Source organism: Acinetobacter sp. ABJ_C4_1, from assembly GCF_044538495.1.
In the GTDB taxonomy this organism is placed as follows: Bacteria; Pseudomonadota; Gammaproteobacteria; order Pseudomonadales; family Moraxellaceae; genus Acinetobacter; species Acinetobacter nosocomialis_A.
On sequence record NZ_JBIUCQ010000001.1, the window covers coordinates 629,120 to 645,122 of the forward strand.

Here is a 16,003-nt window from a genome sequence, read left to right on the forward strand (position 1 = left end):
ACGTATATGGATTTATAACTTACTGGAAAAAACTGGCATGCGGCACACACATTTTTTAATGCCTTTGGCACTTGTTAGCGCTATGGCAGCGGTACAACAAGCATATGCAGCTGATGATTTCGTTGTTAGAGATATTCGTGTAAACGGGTTAGTCCGTCTTACTCCTGCAAATGTTTATACCATGTTGCCAATCAACAGTGGCGATCGCGTTAATGAACCGATGATCGCCGAAGCAATTCGAACATTGTATGCCACGGGTCTTTTTGATGATATTAAAGCATCAAAAGATAACGATACTTTGGTTTTTAATGTTATTGAACGCCCAATTATTTCAAAACTTGAATTTAAGGGTAATAAACTTATTCCTAAAGAGGCATTAGAACAAGGCCTTAAAAAAATGGGTGTTGCAGAGGGTGAGGTTTTTAAGAAATCTGCTTTGCAAACCATTCAAACAGAGTTAGAGCAGCAATACACTCAACAAGGTCGTTATGATGCTAGCGTTACTGTTGATACCGTTGCACGACCAAATAACCGCGTTGAATTAAAACTTAACTTTAACGAAGGGACACCAGCAAAAGTTTTTGATATCAATGTAATTGGTAATACTGTTTTTAAAGACAGTGAAATCAAACAAGCATTTGCTGTTAAGGAAAGTGGTTGGGCTTCAGTAGTCACACGTAATGACCGTTATGCGCGTGAAAAAATGGCTGCAAGCCTTGAAGCATTACGTGCTATGTACCTGAACAAGGGCTATATTAATTTTAATATTAATAATTCTCAGCTTAATATCAGTGAAGATAAAAAACATATCTTTATTGAAGTTGCTGTTGAGGAAGGCAATCAGTTTAAATTTGGTCAAACTAAATTCTTAGGTGATGCGCTTTATAAACCTGAAGAATTACAAGCCCTAAAAATTTATAAAGATGGCGATACCTATTCACAAGAAAAGGTAAATGCGGTTAAACAATTGCTTTTACGTAAATATGGTAACGCTGGTTATTATTTTGCTGATGTAAATATTGTTCCGCAAATTAATAATGAAACTGGCATTGTTGACTTAAATTACTATGTAAACCCAGGCCAGCAAGTGACAGTGCGCCGTATTAACTTTACTGGTAATAGTAAAACTTCTGATGAAGTATTACGTCGTGAAATGCGCCAAATGGAAGGTGCTTTAGCAAGTAATGAAAAAATTGACTTGTCTAAAGTTCGTTTGGAGCGTACAGGCTTCTTTAAAACAGTTGATATTAAGCCAGCTCGTATCCCAAATTCACCCGACCAGGTCGATTTGAATGTGAATGTTGAAGAGCAACATTCAGGTACCACTACATTGGCAGTAGGTTACTCGCAAAATGGTGGTATTACGTTCCAAGCCGGACTTAGTCAAACTAACTTTATGGGTACTGGTAACCGAGTTGCAATTGACTTGTCTCGTTCAGAAACTCAAGACTACTACAACTTAAGTGTTACTGATCCGTACTTTACCATTGATGGGGTAAGCCGTGGCTATAACGTTTATTATCGTAAAACTAAGTTAAATGATAACTATAACGTTAACAACTATGTAACAGATAGTTTTGGTGGTAGTTTAAGTTTTGGTTATCCAATTGATGAAAACCAAAGCTTAAGTGCATCTGTAGGTGTTGATAATACTAAAGTAACGACTGGCCCTTATGTATCTACCTATGTGCGTGACTATTTATTGGCAAATGGTGGAAAAACTACTTCAACAAGTACTTATTGTTTAGTAGATTTAGATGCTAGTGGAAAATGTCCTGATGGTCAAACTTCTGCTCCTTTTGGAAGCGCATTTGAAGGTGAGTTTTTTACTTATAACCTGAATTTGGGTTGGTCATACAATACGTTAAATAGACCGATTTTCCCAACATCAGGTATGTCTCACCGTGTAGGTCTTGAAATTGGTTTACCTGGTAGCGATGTTGACTACCAAAAATTAACTTATGATACGCAAGCATTCTTACCGATTGGTAGTTCAGGCTTTGTACTTCGTGGTTATGGTAAGCTGGGTTATGGTAATGATTTGCCATTCTATAAGAACTTTTATGCAGGTGGTTACGGTTCTGTTCGAGGCTATGACAACAGTACCTTGGGACCTAAATATGCAAGTGTAAATTTACAAGAAACACTAAAAGATGATCCTTCACCTGAAAATGTTGGTGGTAATGCTCTAGTTCAATTTGGTACTGAGCTGGCATTGCCTATGCCATTTAAAGGTGATTGGACTCGTCAGGTACGTCCTGTACTGTTTGCTGAAGGTGGTCAGGTCTTCGATACCAAGTGTAATATTAATAACTCTGTATATGGCGATAAAGGTATGAGGATTAATGGTCAGACAATTACAGACGTTAAGAAGTATTGTGAAGATAATTATGGCTTCGATTTAGGTAACTTACGTTATAGCGTGGGTGTGGGGGTAACCTGGATTACTATGATTGGACCATTGTCACTTAGCTATGCATTCCCGTTAAATGATAAACCGGGTGATGAAACTAAAGAAATCCAGTTTGAAATTGGTCGTACTTTCTAAGTACGACTTCATTGAACAACGAAATAAGGAAAGAAATTTACATGAAAAAATTAAATATACTAATGTTAGGGTTAGGCTTGACGGTGGCTTCAGTAGCAGCTAATGCAGCTGGTTATGGTGTAATTGATCTCGCTAAAGTTGTTGAAAATAGTACTTATTTGAAGCAACAAAATGCAAGCTTAAACCAGTCTGTGAAACCTACAACGACTAAACTTGAGCAATTGGGTAAAGAGTTAGAAGGACTTCAACGTCAAGCACAAACTCAAGGCCAAAAAATGAAAGAAGATGAGATTAAAAAACTACAATCTCAGTATCAATCAAAGTTAAATGAATTTAATTCAACGCAGCAGGGTTTACAGTCTAGAGTTCAAACTAGCTTGCAAAGTATGAACACAACTTTTGAGACCAGAGTTAAGCAAGCTGCTGAGCAATTACGAAAAGAAAATAATCTTGACTTTATTTTGAATAAAAATTCAACTGTTGCCTATGACGCTAAGTATGATTTAACTGATAAAATGATACAAAAGGTTAATTCAATGAAATAAATTAATGAAAGTTCAACAATATCGTTTAGATGAATTAGCTCACCTCGTTAAAGGTGAGCTAATTGGTGAAGGTAGCCTTCAATTTTCAAATCTAGCAAGTTTAGAAAATGCGGATGTTAACCATCTTACTTTTGTAAATGGTGATAAATATCTCGAACAAGCTAAAGCAAGCCGCGCAGGAGCTTTTATTGTTACCGCTGCTTTAAAAGCACATCTTCCTGAAAAAGATAATTTCATTATTGTTGATAATCCTTATCTTGCTTTTGCAATCCTTACTCACGTATTTGATAGAAAGCTTACTTCAACAGGTATAGAAAGTACTGCTCAAATTCATCCATCTGCTGTTATTTCCGAAACCGCATATATAGGACACTATGTAGTGATTGGTGAAAATTGCGTAGTGGGTGATAATACAGTCATTCAGTCGCATACTAAACTTGATGACTATGTAGAAGTTGGAAAAGACTGTTTTATTGATTCTCATGTCACTATTACAGGCAGTTCCAAATTACGTGATCGTGTGCGTGTTCATTCAAATACTGTAATTGGTAGTGAAGGTTTTGGTTTTGCTCCATATCAAGGGAAATGGCATCGTATTGCTCAACTAGGTTCAGTTATCATTGGTAATGATGTCCGCATTGGATCAAATTGTAGTATTGATAGAGGTGCTCTTGATAATACAATTTTGGAAGATGGGGTAATTATTGATAACCTTGTGCAAATTGCACATAACGTTCATATTGGTTCAAATACTGCTATTGCAGCTACGTGTGGTATTGCAGGAAGCACAAAAATTGGCAAAAACTGTATTCTAGCTGGGGCATGTGGAGTCTCAGGTCACCTTACAATTGCTGATAATGTGACTTTAACCGGAATGTCAATGGTCACAAAAAATATTTCTGAAGCTGGAACTTATTCTTCAGGAATTGGGTTGTTTGAAAATAGTCATTGGAAAAAGACAATTGTACGCTTGCGACAATTAGCAGATGTGCCATTGACCCAAATCACTAAACGACTTGATCATATACAAGCTCAAATAGAGTCTCTTGAATCAACTTTTAATTTGCGTAAATAGAATATTATGACCGAGTCAACTACACCTAAATTTGCCATCCCTGAATTACCAATGCAGATTCAAACGATTCGTCAATATTTGCCGCATCGTTATCCATTCTTATTGGTTGATCGTGTGACTGAAGTTACTGACAATAGTATTGTTGGTTATAAAAATGTTTCTATCAATGAAGAGTTTCTACAAGGACATTTTCCAGAATATCCAATTATGCCTGGTGTTCTAATTGTTGAAGCACTAGCTCAAGTTTCAGGCGTTCTAGGTTTTATTATGAACAATGAAACACCAAAACCAGGTTCTTTATTCCTGTTTGCTGGTGCAGAAAGAGTTAGATTTAAAAAACAAGTAGTTGCAGGTGACCAACTTGTATTAAAATCTGAGTTGGTAATGCAGAAGCGCGGCATTTACAAATACAATTGTACAGCTAGCGTTGATGGCATTGTAGCAGCAACCGCTGAGATTATGATTTCACACCAAAAAACAGAGCAGGCATGAGTAATCACGATTTAATCCATTCTACCGCCATTATTGATCCATCTGCAGTGATTGCTGCAGATGTTCAAATAGGACCTTATTGTGTTATTGGTCCTCAAGTGACTATTGGTGCTGGTACTAAATTACATTCTCATGTGGTAGTAGGTGGTTTTACCAGAATTGGCCAAAATAATGAGATCTTCCAGTTTGCAAGTGTTGGTGAAGTTTGCCAAGACCTCAAATATAAGGGTGAAGAAACTTGGCTTGAAATTGGTAACAACAATTTAATTCGTGAACATTGCAGCTTACATAGAGGCACTGTGCAAGATAATTCATTGACTAAGATAGGTAGTCATAACCTATTGATGGTCAATACACATATCGCACATGACTGTATCGTAGGTGATCACAATATTTTTGCCAATAATGTTGGTGTCGCTGGGCATGTACATATTGGTGATCATGTTATTGTGGGCGGTAATTCTGGAATTCATCAATTTTGTAAGATTGATTCTTACAGCATGATTGGTGGGGCCTCACTAATTCTTAAAGATGTACCAGCCTATGTTATGGCATCTGGTAATCCTGCTCATGCTTTTGGTATAAATACTGAAGGTATGCGAAGAAAAGGTTGGTCTAAAAATACAATTCAGGGCTTAAGAGAAGCTTATAAATTGATATTTAAATCTGGATTGACCTCTGTTCAAGCTGTTGAGCAAATTAAAAGTGAAATTTTGCCTTCTGTTCCGGAAGCTCAATTACTAATTGACTCTCTTGAACAATCTGAACGCGGAATTGTGCGTTAATTTTTAATAAGACATAAAAAAAGACACTGTTAAAAACAGTGTCTTTTTTTATGTCTAAATTATTTCTTAAAGAATTTAACTTCTTCAGATTTAGGATATTGAGTAAGTAGCTTGTTCTTATATTGATTTGCTGACACAGTATTTTTATCAACATCTTTGGCAATGCTATACAGTTGATACAGTGCTCGAGGTGCCTTACTAGAGTTTGGATATTGGCTAGCGACAATATTGTAGTTTTTCTTCGCTTCATTGTAGTTCACTGGGTCTGTAGCTAAATGAAACTCTGCTAACCAGAAATAGGCATTACCTGTATAAATACTATTAGGATGGTTTTTAATAAAGTTTTGCATCGGAGCAATTGCTTTTTTTGCTCCACCTTGTTTGTAAGCATCTAAAGCTACTGTATAAGCGGCTTTTTCTAGCTCAAATGGATTTGATTGATTTTGGGCCTCGGTGATTGGTTGAGCGTTTGTTACGGGTGCACTAGGTTGTTGTTCAGAGGTGGTTGGAGTAGGTGGAGCTGCAACTACTTTATTGCCATCTGTAGGCTGAGATTGAGGTGCTGTTGTATTAGTAGAAGTGGTGCTATCAGCAGTCGTATTTGAGCTATCTTCTTGGGTAGCACTGTCAGGGTCAACTTTTTGATGTAACAATTCTAGACGTTGATCTAAATCAGTATAGCGGTTCGCAAGGTCTTTCTTTAATTGCTCAATATCATTCGCTTGTTCTTCTAACTGACCTCTTAAAGTACGGACATCATTTTCTAATTGTTGGTTTTTTTGCATCAATTCCCAGTTTAAATTTGTAGGAACTGAAATATTGCTTGAAGAAGTATTAGATGCACTACCATCATTTTGACTTAAACCACGAGACTCGATAGGAATGTTTGCGTATAGAGAGGTGGTACTCATTAAGGCAATAAATAATAAAGAATGCTTCTTCATTTGCATGTGTATAAATCCATAATTTTATATAAAAGCCACCTTGATACAGGAATATAAAAAAACAATTCTCTAAATATCTAAGGTTTTTCATTGATCAATGCAATTAAAGCAGTTAACAGTTTAAATGCAAGGATAGTTTACAATCTTCAAGCATATTTTATGCAAAATACGAAAAGAGCATAAGTTCAGAAAATTACATTATTAGGGTTTTAAGCTGTTTTTGCTGATGAATTAATCAATCGAAACAAAAACTTGCTGAAAAAGACAGAGAAGGGTTGCAACTCTTTTAAAAATCTCTATACTTTGTTTTGCAATGGTAGCCCCGCTGGTGGCTTCGCAATTGTACTCTGTGAACCCCGCCAGGACCGGAAGGTAGCAACGGTAGCAGATCTATGATGTGCCGAAGTTTTGCTAGTGGGGCTGCCACCTTTCTTTTAATCCAATTTTCTTTGGATCGCTTTTAAAATTACATCTAAATCAAATCCTCTATATTGTAGAAATCTGATCTGTTTTGCTTTAAGTTTTGGATCTTTCTCTACGGCTTCTCCAAACTTTTTAACTTTAAGTTGATACGCCTGTTCTACCCAATCAATTTCTTGAATTTCATCGGCGATTAAATCATTTTCTATCTGTTTTGTTTTTAAAGCTTGTTGAATGCGTTTTGGGCCTTTGCCTTTACGAATCTGGCTAGCCAATGTTAATTCCGCAACACGCTGGTCACTTTGGTAATTTTGTTCAGATAACTCTTCAACAAGTTGTTTCACTTCTTCTATATTTTGTGCATAACAAGCTAATTTCTCAATCAATTCTGCTTTAGAGTATTCTCGGCGAGTAAGTAAAGCAAAAGCATATGAGCGTAAGCGCTGGCCAGTAAGAGGAGGGCGCTGTTGAGATTGCTCATCGTTTCTTTTGAACATATAAATTTCCTTGTAAAAAACGCCCCGAAGGGCGTTTTATGACTCATGTATAATTAAGACTCTAATAAAAGATCTGGTTCTTCTTCATCATCTTCAATTTGCACTGCGCCATTTGTACCTGTAGTCAACAATTGCTCACGGATATTGCGCTCAATCTCTTCAGCTATTTGCTTATTTTCTTCAAAATAACGAATTACGTTATTCTTACCTTGGCCAATTTTATTACCTTGGTATGAATACCATGCACCAGCTTTTTGAACGATATCTTGTTGAACTGCTAAATCTACAAGTTCACCTAATTGGTTAGTACCTTTACCATATAGAATTTGGAAAATAGCTTCTCTAAATGGAGGAGCCATTTTGTTCTTAACGACTTTAACTTTGGTTTCTGAACCAACAATTTCGTCGCCTTCTTTTACCTGACCGATACGACGAATATCTAAACGAACTGAAGCATAGAATTTAAGTGCGTTACCACCAGTCGTAGTCTCTGGGCTACCAAACATAACGCCAATCTTCATACGGATTTGGTTAATGAAAATAACCATACAGTTTGAACGTTTAGCATTACCCGTAATTTTACGAAGTGCTTGGCTCATAAGGCGTGCTTGTAAACCCATGTGAGAGTCACCCATCTCACCTTCGATCTCTGCTTTAGGTGTAAGAGCAGCTACCGAGTCCACAACGATTAAATCAATCGCACCTGAACGAACAAGCATATCAGCGATTTCAAGTGCTTGCTCACCGTTGTCGGGTTGTGAAACAAGTAGGTTATCAATATCTACACCAAGCTTACGTGCATACTGAGGATCTAGGGCATGTTCGGCATCGATAAAGGCACATGTACCACCAGACTTTTGACATTGAGCAATTGCTTGTAATGTCATTGTAGTTTTACCAGAAGATTCTGGACCATAAATTTCGATAATACGGCCTTTTGGTAAACCACCAATCCCCAATGCGATGTCTAAAGTTAAAGAACCTGTAGATACGGCTTCAACTGCTTGAACAGTGTTGTCACCGAGACGCATAACCGTGTTTTTACCAAATTGCTTCTCAATTTGGCTCAAAGCGGCTTGTAATGCTTTGCTTTTATTCTCATCCATCTCAAAAACCTCAATACTCTATGTTCATCACGTTTAACCCAAGTGGATGCATTGAATCTCAACTTGTTTCACAGGGTTAATAGTGACAGATTTTTTCTCTAGCTTCTATATATTGTATATGTGAGTGCGACACAACTCGACGTTTTTATTCATCATCATAAGACCAATGGTCTTCATAATGTTGATCATTATCCTGTTTAAACCGATTGATTTGTCGCCGATCTTTCTTGCTTGGTCTATGGTCAGGTCGAGCTAGATTATGCAATTTTCGCTGGGAAGCAATCAACTCCCGTCTTGCAATACTTACTTCGGTTTCTTCATAAAGTTGTTGTGCAACTGGAGCGGGTCCTCTAGCGTTGGAAAGTGCTTTAACAACAATCGTCTTTTTATCGAAACCTTGCTGAACAACCAATTCCATCCCAACACGAATTTCTTTAGAAACTTTTACACGCTCATTATTGTGATGTACTTTTCCTCCTTCTATTGCTGCTTTAGCAATAGAACGAGTTTTAAAAAAACGTGCCGCCCATAACCATTTGTCAACGCGCATGGTTTCCACAGCATCGTTTTCACGCAATTTTGACATCATTATCCTTTCTATCAGTTTGATTCAAAATAGACAGTAGCTCTGTAAGCTGATCTAGAGCTTTATACTCTAAATCTTGTGACTGCCTTTTACTCTTAAGAGTTGAGGGCTGTAAGATAGTAAACAAGTGTCTTATACCAAATTTTTCAGCAGTTTTTAAAACTGGAAGAGTGTCATCTAAAAAAATAGTCGTTTCTGGTACAAAATAATATAAACGTTGTAACTCTTGCCAAAATTGAAGGTCTTCTTTTGCATGACCAATTTGTTCGCTAGACACAATCACATCAAAAAAATCTTGAATAGGAATGTTATCAAGTTTTAATTGTAAACTTGCGCAGTCTGCATTAGTGACTAACCAGCATTGATAACCTTGTTCTTTTAGAGCACGAAGTAGCTCTATGCATCCTGAGCGTGTTTTAATTTTATGTTGAAATTCTTGCTGAAGTTTTAAAACATCTACGCCTGTAGTCTTTGTCCAATACTTTGAAGAATACCAGGCAAGAGTATGCTTATTGCTACGATAAAACTGGCTTAATATTTCTTGGCTTTCTGTTAAAGAGATTTGATGTGTCTGAGAATGTCTTTCAGGTAGGCATTCGTTCCATATAAAATCGTCAAAAGCCAAATCTAACAAGGTTCCGTCCATGTCAAAAAGCACTATTTTATTCATGTTTTGAGAGCTCCAACTAAAATATACATGGAAGAAAAGTAGCTTAAGATTATAATCATTAAAGTCGGGAAAACGGACTGATTTGTTGTTATTTCATCATTTTAAAATTCTAATGGTTTGTAATGAATAAACAAGTAGATAACAATAGTGCCCCTAAAGTTTGGACTACTCAATATTGAGAGAAAAGAAAAATCGTGTTTTTCATAAGATAGCTTCTATATATCTGCTCTTACTTTTTTGAAGGTATATTTTATGATAAAACTACTTAATAGTGGTGCTTGTACAAATTTTTGAAAATATTCATGGAAGTAAAATAGGAGGAAAGTGGTTAATAAAGTCTTTTAGAAATATAGATTTATATTTATTTTTTGGTTCATTTTTTGATAAGTATTTTTGCTTTTCTATGAACTCTATGGAATTATTATTAAAAGTTGGAATAAAAGTGGGCTTATATACAATTAGATATGGTTATCGTAACAACAGTTTTTTTATAGCTTCAAACGCTGCTGGAAAGTTTATCGTAATTGATGCATTAGGAGCAGATTTTCAAATAGGTCATCAAATCTCTTATGAAGGTACCAAAATAATAAACGAAACTTTAAATGATGAGACGGAAGCAAGAGTTCATCTGGAGAGCAATGAAAAAGAGGCTTATGAATATTTACGTGCCATGAAGTAATAAACTCGTTATTTTGATTTACATAGGATACGTATTGGCAAACATTTTATAAATTGAACCGTACTTGTTTAAAGTTATATTAAAAATTATCCGAATAACAATTTAGAGCAGGCAATGAAAATTGGATTTATTGGAGGAGCCAATGACGGCATAGTGATCAATGCCGCCAATGGTATTGATACTTATAAACTTGAATGGCATTACAAGGCTGAGAAACACTGTGAAGAACAGCCATCATTAGGGCTAAATGGTCCTGAATATGATTATTACAATCTATTAATTTTGAGAAAAAACAAAGAAGCAAAACTTTTCTATGTTTTAACTACGATGGATAAGGAAGCTATTGCAGATAAAATTAATGAATATTGGGAGCATTCCACCTCTGTAGGTTATGACTTTGATGAATAATCCTTATTTTTTTAATTCATTGGAATGCTTGAAATATATCAATATTTAATTTTCTCATAACTTAAACTTAGGATTATATATTTCATAAAGAACATGTTCTTTTAGGGCATGTTCGTCTGGAAGCTTGGGATGATTGAAGTATTTAACTTTGTGCATTCCTAGTCTTTCCATCACTGCTTGAGATGGCTTATTCACAGTTGCTGTAAAAGAAACTACTTTATCTTTATTGAGAATATTAAAAGCATAGTCCAACGCTGCTTTTGCTCCTTCAGTGGCATAGCCTTTTTTCCAAAATTTTGTCGCAATTCTCCAGCCAATTTCAATGCAAGGGGAAAAATCAAATTGTTCTGGTTGGTCGTGTAGGCCAATAAAACCCATAAACTCATGACTTTCTTTTAATTCTACAGCCCAAAATCCCCAACCTTTTTCATCAATAAGGGCTGATGCTCTTTGAATTAAATTTATACTTTCAGTAGCAGATAAAAGCTTTGGAAAAAAACGCATAACATCTTTATCCAATCCCATTTCGATAAAGGGGGCAGCATCAGTTTCTTTCCATTGTCTTAAGATTAAACGTTCGGTTTCGATCATAGTAAAAGCTCTGTAAATATAATTTTTAATTTAACCATATAGTCTACAGTGGCTTTTGTATAATTTTCTGTAAGATAATCTTAGAATTAATGCTTACCACTCCTTTAATTTTATTGAGTGTATTAATAACAAAGTGAGAAAAAGAATTTAGATCTTTAGTGGCGACATGCAGAACATAATTAGATTCGCCTGTAATGATATAAGCATTAATCACTTCATCAAAATTCTTGATCTGGCTTAAAAAAAACTGGTGATCATTTTCAGTGAGTTGAGCAAGTTTAATTTCAACCATGGCCTCAATTTTTATACCTAATTTTTCGTAGTTAACTTTCGCTTGATATTTTTCAATAATTCCGTTGGTTTCTAAAATCTTGACTCGTCTGTGACAAGCAGAGGCTGAAAGATTAACGAGATCAGCAAGTTCTTGGTTGCTTAAGCGGGCATTATCTTGTAAATACTTCAAAATTTTTAGATCGATTGCATCTACATTCATTTTCGAATTCCATCCATATTTTTTAATTTTAATTAGAATTCTATACGAAAATAGCCATTTTTAATCAAATATTATCGAATAAATCGTACAAATTGACGTGATAAAATTCAAATACAAAGGAAATGTTGAAATAGGTGCAATACCAAATGATTACTCGTGAACAGTGTTTGTATTGGGATCAGGAAGATGAACTCAAAAAATTTAAAGATGAATTTGCATTGCCAGAAGGTGTTATTTATTTAGATGGCAACTCTTTAGGTGCTAGACCAAAGAAATCTTTGGCTGTCGCTCAGCATATTATTTCCCAAGAATGGGGAGAAGATCTGATCAATAGCTGGAATAAGGCTGATTGGTGGGGATTACCAACAAGACTGGGTGACAAAGTCGCTAAACTGATTGGTGCGGAACAAGGCGAAGTTGTTATTTCAGATTCAACTACACTGAACTTATTTAAAGTTTTATCAGCAGCGGTAAAAATTCAGGCCGAAAAAAATCCTGAACGTAAAGTCATCGTTGCGGAAAAGGATGCTTTCCCAACAGATATTTATATTATTGAAGGTTTCATTGACTTAATACAAAAGGGCTATCAAGTTGAATTGATTGATGACGTAGAAGACTTAGCTCGGGTTTTAGAGAAAGATGTTGCTGTAATAGTTCTTTCTCACGTGAATTACCGTACAGGGTATTTCTACGATATGTCATCTATTAATGAGCAGATTCACTCTAAAGACGCTTTGGTGATTTGGGATTTATGTCACTCCGTTGGTGCTGTTCCAATGGACCTGAATCAAAGCGGTAGTGATTTTGCGATTGGTTGTACCTATAAATATTTAAATGGGGGGCCTGGTTCGCCAGCATTGCTCTGGGTCAATGAAAAGCACCGTGATCAGTTTTGGCAACCTTTATCTGGCTGGTGGAGTCACAAAAAACCGTTTGATATGGCACAGCATTATGAGCCAGCGAATAGTATTCGCCGTTATTTATGTGGGACTCAGCCGGTTATTTCTATGAGTCTTATTGAATGCGGTGTCGATATTTTCTTACATGCTGATATGCAAAAAATCCGTGAAAAATCGCTGAAATTAACTGACTTATTTATTCAACTGGTACAGCAAGAATGCTCTGAATTCGGTTTTGAGTTAATTACGCCTTTAGATCATAAATATCGTGGTAGTCATGTCAGTTATCGCCATGAATTCGGTTATGAAATTATTCAGGCGCTTATTGCACGTGGTGTGATTGGTGATTATAGGGAACCTGCGGTGTTGCGATTTGGTATTACACCTTTGTATCTAGGGTTTGAAGATATTTGGAATGCAGTACAGCACTTAAAAGAAACTATGCTGAATAGTGAATGGAAAAGTAAGCGCTATTTAGTTCGCGGTGAAGTGACCTGATTTTAAGGAATTAAAATAAAACAAATGGCTAGGAGGGCCTATGAGTAGTTTTGATGAAATACAAAATAGAGAAGCTGGGCTGCATAAAAAGTTATCTGCAAAACAGATGGGTATGATTGCAATTGGTGGAGCAATTGGAACCGGGTTGTTTATGGGAAGCAAATTTGCAATTAGCTTTGCAGGTCCCGCAGTCATCGTCAGCTATGCGATTGGTGGTTTAATTGCATTTGCACTTATGGCTTGCTTGGCTGAAATGACGGTTCAGCATCCTACCTCGGGCTCATTTGGTGCATATGCAGAACATTATATGAGTCCACTTGCTGGCTTTTTAGTTCGCTACTGTTATTGGGCTTGTATTGTGCTGGCTGTAGGCACTGAGATTACCGCTGTAGCTGACTATATGAAGCTTTGGTTTCCAAATGTAGGCTCTTGGGTCTGGATTGGATTTTTTTCACTGACCTTACTTGTTGTAAATGCCTATAGTGTGAAAGCCTTTGGTTTGGTGGAGTACTGGTTTTCCACAATCAAAGTTTTTGCCATTATCGTGTTTATTCTTTTGGCTATTGGTATCTTGACTCAAAGCAAAGAGGGCGCAAAGCAAGTTGTGACTAATTTGTCAGGGCATGGAGGCTTTTTTCCTAATGGCTTTAGTGGGGTATGGATTGGTGTCATTATTTCAATATTTAGTTATTTAAGTATAGAAATGATCGCCGTCGCAGCTGGTGAAGCAAAAGACCCTGAAAAAGCAGTAAAAAAGGCATTTAAAAGCACAGCACTCCGACTCATTTTGTTTTATTTATTGTCTTTATTTCTAATTGTTACTTTGGTGCCATGGACGGTTTTGATTGGAGCAGATGCAACAAGTCCTTTTGTTATGGTCATGAGGATTGTTGGTATTCCATATGCCGATAGTATTTTAAACTTTATTGTAATTGTAGCTGCCTTATCTGCAATGAATAGCATGCTTTATATTTCAACTCGTATGTTGTTTAGCTTGTCACGTGCAGGTGATGCACCAAAAGTTTTTGGCCGAATCAGTAGTAACGGTGTACCAGTAAATGCACTGTTGCTTTCCGCGGTAGGGATTGGTATTGCTAGCATTGTTTATACGATTAATCCGGCTTCTGCGTTTCCAATCATGATTGCACTATCAATGTTTGGTGCACTGTTCACTTGGGGTAGTATCTTTGTGACACATATGTTTTTTAGAAAGCATATGGCTCAGCAAAATATACAGCTAAAATTTAAAATTCCAGCCAGTCGATTCATCTCACTATTTGGTTTTATTGCGATTTTGAGTATTACAGTAACCACTTGGTTTACCAATGAGTTTAAGTCTACTTTGCAGTTTGGCGTACCTTTAGTGCTTGTTCTGATATTTTGCTTCTACTTAAAACGTTCCACCGTAAAGTTAAATCTCAACTCTAGTGAAGAAACATTGAAGTGATCGGTATATGAGACAATATGATAATGCTACAACGGTAGCAAATGAAGGTGAAATACTAGCAAGCTTTCAATATAGAAGCTTGCTGAGTTATCAAGCCTATCATCATATAAAAGATATAAAGTATGGTTCACAGAACCGATCAACGATGGATTTTTTTCCTTTAGCACATGCCAATAAAACCGTGATTTTTATACATGGGGGATATTGGCAGTGGTGTGATAAATCAGACTTTGCCTTTATTGCACCGTATATTTTAGCAAAAGGGGCGCAGTGTATACTTTTAGAATATGACTTGGCTCCTCAAAGTCATATTTCACAAATGGTGGCTCAAACTCAAAAAGCTCTAGATTTTATTGCACAGCAGAATTGGAAAACGGATGAATTTTTATTAGTGGGCCATTCAGCAGGTGCGCATCTAGGGGCATTATGTTTAAGCCATCCTTTATTATCTGAAGCAGTTTTATTAAGTGGTATCTATGATTTAGCACCTATACGAGAGACTCATTTAAATCATGCATTAAACTTATCACAAGACGATATTTTGAAATATAGCCCTATTTATCACAAAGAGAGTGTTGATATTCCTTGTATGGTTTTGTGTGGAGAGTTGGAGCTAAGTGAATTGAGATGGCAAAGCCAAAATTATTTTGAGCATAAAGGCGATCAAGATCAGGAGTTATTCTCTTTAGAGACTATTTCTGGGATTAATCATTATTCTATTTTAGAGCACTATTTTAAATGTAGGTTTGAGAACTAGAGAATCCGACTTTTAAAGGTGGGTGATTGGTTTTAATATTTTGAATCAATAACTTGAAGTTTATTCGATGATGATATGCCGAATGATATATGTTTTTATTAAATTTAATACAATATATTCATTTTAGGTTGTGTTTGAGTGGAAATGTAAAACTTATCACATTTAAGTAGCTTTTTATCACTACGTTGGATTTCAAGTTGACCTAAATTCATAACTCAATTAGATTAAAAGGATAGTGTTTTCTCTCTAATCGACAAACTGTTTAGCTGTTGCTTAGATGAGTTTTATAGTCCGTAGCTTCCCAAGATACGGACTTTTTTATTTTGTCTCGTCTCTTGATCATAAATATTTAGTGTACTAAAGCAGCAATTGATGAAGTTGATCACAACGAGTTAAATGAAAATATGAAAGAGGTATTGTAAATATATCTTTAAAAGTATATATTTATTCATGCACATACTGCGTCTGTAAAGTTTTTTATTTTAATACCCTTGTATCTTAGATATGAGGGTATTTTTTATTAAAGATATTTATTTATCAAATTGTTTTTAAATAAATTAATT

At 35.9% G+C, this 16,003-nt stretch carries 17 protein-coding genes and 1 other RNA gene; 11 read left to right on the top strand and 7 right to left on the bottom strand.

What is annotated here, in order from left to right:
* Positions 1 to 37 precede the first annotated feature (37 nt).
* The 5 genes from bamA to lpxA are packed head-to-tail and all read left to right on the top strand — an operon-like array spanning position 38 to position 5,445.
* Positions 38 to 2,548 (top strand): outer membrane protein assembly factor BamA, encoded by a 2,511-nt coding sequence (gene bamA, locus ACIF8R_RS02890; protein ID WP_396478938.1) that lies wholly within the window; start codon positions 38 to 40, stop codon positions 2,546 to 2,548.
* Between the two features lie 41 nt (positions 2,549 to 2,589).
* Positions 2,590 to 3,093 (top strand): OmpH family outer membrane protein, encoded by a 504-nt coding sequence (locus ACIF8R_RS02895; RefSeq protein WP_396478940.1) that lies wholly within the window; start codon positions 2,590 to 2,592, stop codon positions 3,091 to 3,093.
* Between the two features lie 4 nt (positions 3,094 to 3,097).
* Positions 3,098 to 4,168 (top strand): UDP-3-O-(3-hydroxymyristoyl)glucosamine N-acyltransferase, encoded by a 1,071-nt coding sequence (lpxD, locus tag ACIF8R_RS02900; RefSeq protein ID WP_396478941.1) that lies wholly within the window; start codon positions 3,098 to 3,100, stop codon positions 4,166 to 4,168.
* 6 nt (positions 4,169 to 4,174) lie between these two features.
* A complete protein-coding gene (gene fabZ, locus ACIF8R_RS02905; protein ID WP_000140523.1) occupies positions 4,175 to 4,660 on the top strand; it encodes a 3-hydroxyacyl-ACP dehydratase FabZ in 486 nt (161 codons plus the stop codon).
* A complete protein-coding gene (gene lpxA / locus ACIF8R_RS02910) occupies positions 4,657 to 5,445 on the top strand; it encodes an acyl-ACP--UDP-N-acetylglucosamine O-acyltransferase (protein WP_263613889.1) in 789 nt (262 codons plus the stop codon). The genes fabZ and lpxA overlap by 4 nt, the downstream gene beginning before the upstream one ends.
* 59 nt (positions 5,446 to 5,504) lie before the next feature.
* Here lpxA and ACIF8R_RS02915 read toward each other — a convergent pair whose 3' ends face one another.
* Positions 5,505 to 6,395 carry a YbgF trimerization domain-containing protein gene (locus ACIF8R_RS02915; protein WP_396478942.1) on the bottom strand — a complete coding sequence of 297 codons (891 nt, stop codon included), beginning with the start codon at positions 6,393 to 6,395 and terminating at the stop codon, positions 5,505 to 5,507.
* 317 nt (positions 6,396 to 6,712) lie between these two features.
* On the opposite strand from ACIF8R_RS02915, the gene ffs reads away from it, so the two are divergent.
* Positions 6,713 to 6,809: signal recognition particle sRNA small type (gene ffs, locus ACIF8R_RS02920), an RNA gene on the top strand.
* Between the two features lie 14 nt (positions 6,810 to 6,823).
* Here ffs and ACIF8R_RS02925 read toward each other — a convergent pair.
* The 4 genes from ACIF8R_RS02925 to ACIF8R_RS02940 form a co-directional block, all read right to left on the bottom strand.
* Positions 6,824 to 7,306: a regulatory protein RecX gene (locus ACIF8R_RS02925; protein ID WP_396478944.1), complete on the bottom strand. Its 483-nt coding sequence runs from the start codon at positions 7,304 to 7,306 to the stop codon at positions 6,824 to 6,826.
* Positions 7,307 to 7,359: 53 nt separating this feature from the next.
* The gene (recA, locus tag ACIF8R_RS02930; protein WP_263613886.1) at positions 7,360 to 8,412 is read right to left on the bottom strand and encodes a recombinase RecA; all 1,053 of its coding nucleotides are present in this window, start codon (positions 8,410 to 8,412) and stop codon (positions 7,360 to 7,362) included.
* A gap of 145 nt (positions 8,413 to 8,557) precedes the next feature.
* A complete protein-coding gene (locus ACIF8R_RS02935) occupies positions 8,558 to 8,998 on the bottom strand; it encodes an RNA-binding S4 domain-containing protein (RefSeq protein ID WP_263614985.1) in 441 nt (146 codons plus the stop codon).
* A complete protein-coding gene (locus ACIF8R_RS02940; protein ID WP_343568053.1) occupies positions 8,982 to 9,668 on the bottom strand; it encodes an HAD-IA family hydrolase in 687 nt (228 codons plus the stop codon). Before ACIF8R_RS02940 ends, ACIF8R_RS02935 begins: the two co-directional genes overlap by 17 nt.
* A gap of 442 nt (positions 9,669 to 10,110) precedes the next feature.
* On the opposite strand from ACIF8R_RS02940, the gene ACIF8R_RS02945 reads away from it, so the two are divergent.
* Both ACIF8R_RS02945 and ACIF8R_RS02950 read left to right on the top strand, forming a co-directional pair.
* Positions 10,111 to 10,347: a hypothetical protein gene (locus tag ACIF8R_RS02945; RefSeq protein WP_057066151.1), complete on the top strand. Its 237-nt coding sequence runs from the start codon at positions 10,111 to 10,113 to the stop codon at positions 10,345 to 10,347.
* Positions 10,348 to 10,461: 114 nt separating this feature from the next.
* Positions 10,462 to 10,755, top strand: a complete 294-nt coding sequence (locus ACIF8R_RS02950; RefSeq protein ID WP_004708422.1) for a hypothetical protein — start codon at positions 10,462 to 10,464, stop codon at positions 10,753 to 10,755.
* A 54-nt stretch (positions 10,756 to 10,809) separates the two neighbouring features.
* Here ACIF8R_RS02950 and ACIF8R_RS02955 read toward each other — a convergent pair whose 3' ends face one another.
* Both ACIF8R_RS02955 and gigD read right to left on the bottom strand, forming a co-directional pair.
* Positions 10,810 to 11,346: a GNAT family N-acetyltransferase gene (locus ACIF8R_RS02955; RefSeq protein WP_396478946.1), complete on the bottom strand. Its 537-nt coding sequence runs from the start codon at positions 11,344 to 11,346 to the stop codon at positions 10,810 to 10,812.
* A 43-nt stretch (positions 11,347 to 11,389) separates the two neighbouring features.
* The gene (gigD, locus tag ACIF8R_RS02960; RefSeq protein WP_396478948.1) at positions 11,390 to 11,839 is read right to left on the bottom strand and encodes an Lrp/AsnC family transcriptional regulator GigD; all 450 of its coding nucleotides are present in this window, start codon (positions 11,837 to 11,839) and stop codon (positions 11,390 to 11,392) included.
* Positions 11,840 to 11,985: 146 nt separating this feature from the next.
* Here gigD and kynU point away from each other — a divergent pair, with 146 nt between their 5' ends.
* From kynU to ACIF8R_RS02975, 3 genes are read left to right on the top strand one after another with little or no spacing between them, the layout of a single operon-like run.
* On the top strand, positions 11,986 to 13,236 hold the full coding sequence (gene kynU, locus ACIF8R_RS02965; protein ID WP_396478950.1) for a kynureninase: 1,251 nt from the start codon (positions 11,986 to 11,988) through the stop codon (positions 13,234 to 13,236).
* Positions 13,237 to 13,276: 40 nt separating this feature from the next.
* Positions 13,277 to 14,683 (top strand): amino acid permease, encoded by a 1,407-nt coding sequence (locus ACIF8R_RS02970; protein WP_311070741.1) that lies wholly within the window; start codon positions 13,277 to 13,279, stop codon positions 14,681 to 14,683.
* A gap of 7 nt (positions 14,684 to 14,690) precedes the next feature.
* Positions 14,691 to 15,440: an alpha/beta hydrolase gene (locus ACIF8R_RS02975; protein WP_396478952.1), complete on the top strand. Its 750-nt coding sequence runs from the start codon at positions 14,691 to 14,693 to the stop codon at positions 15,438 to 15,440.
* Positions 15,441 to 16,003 lie beyond the last annotated feature (563 nt).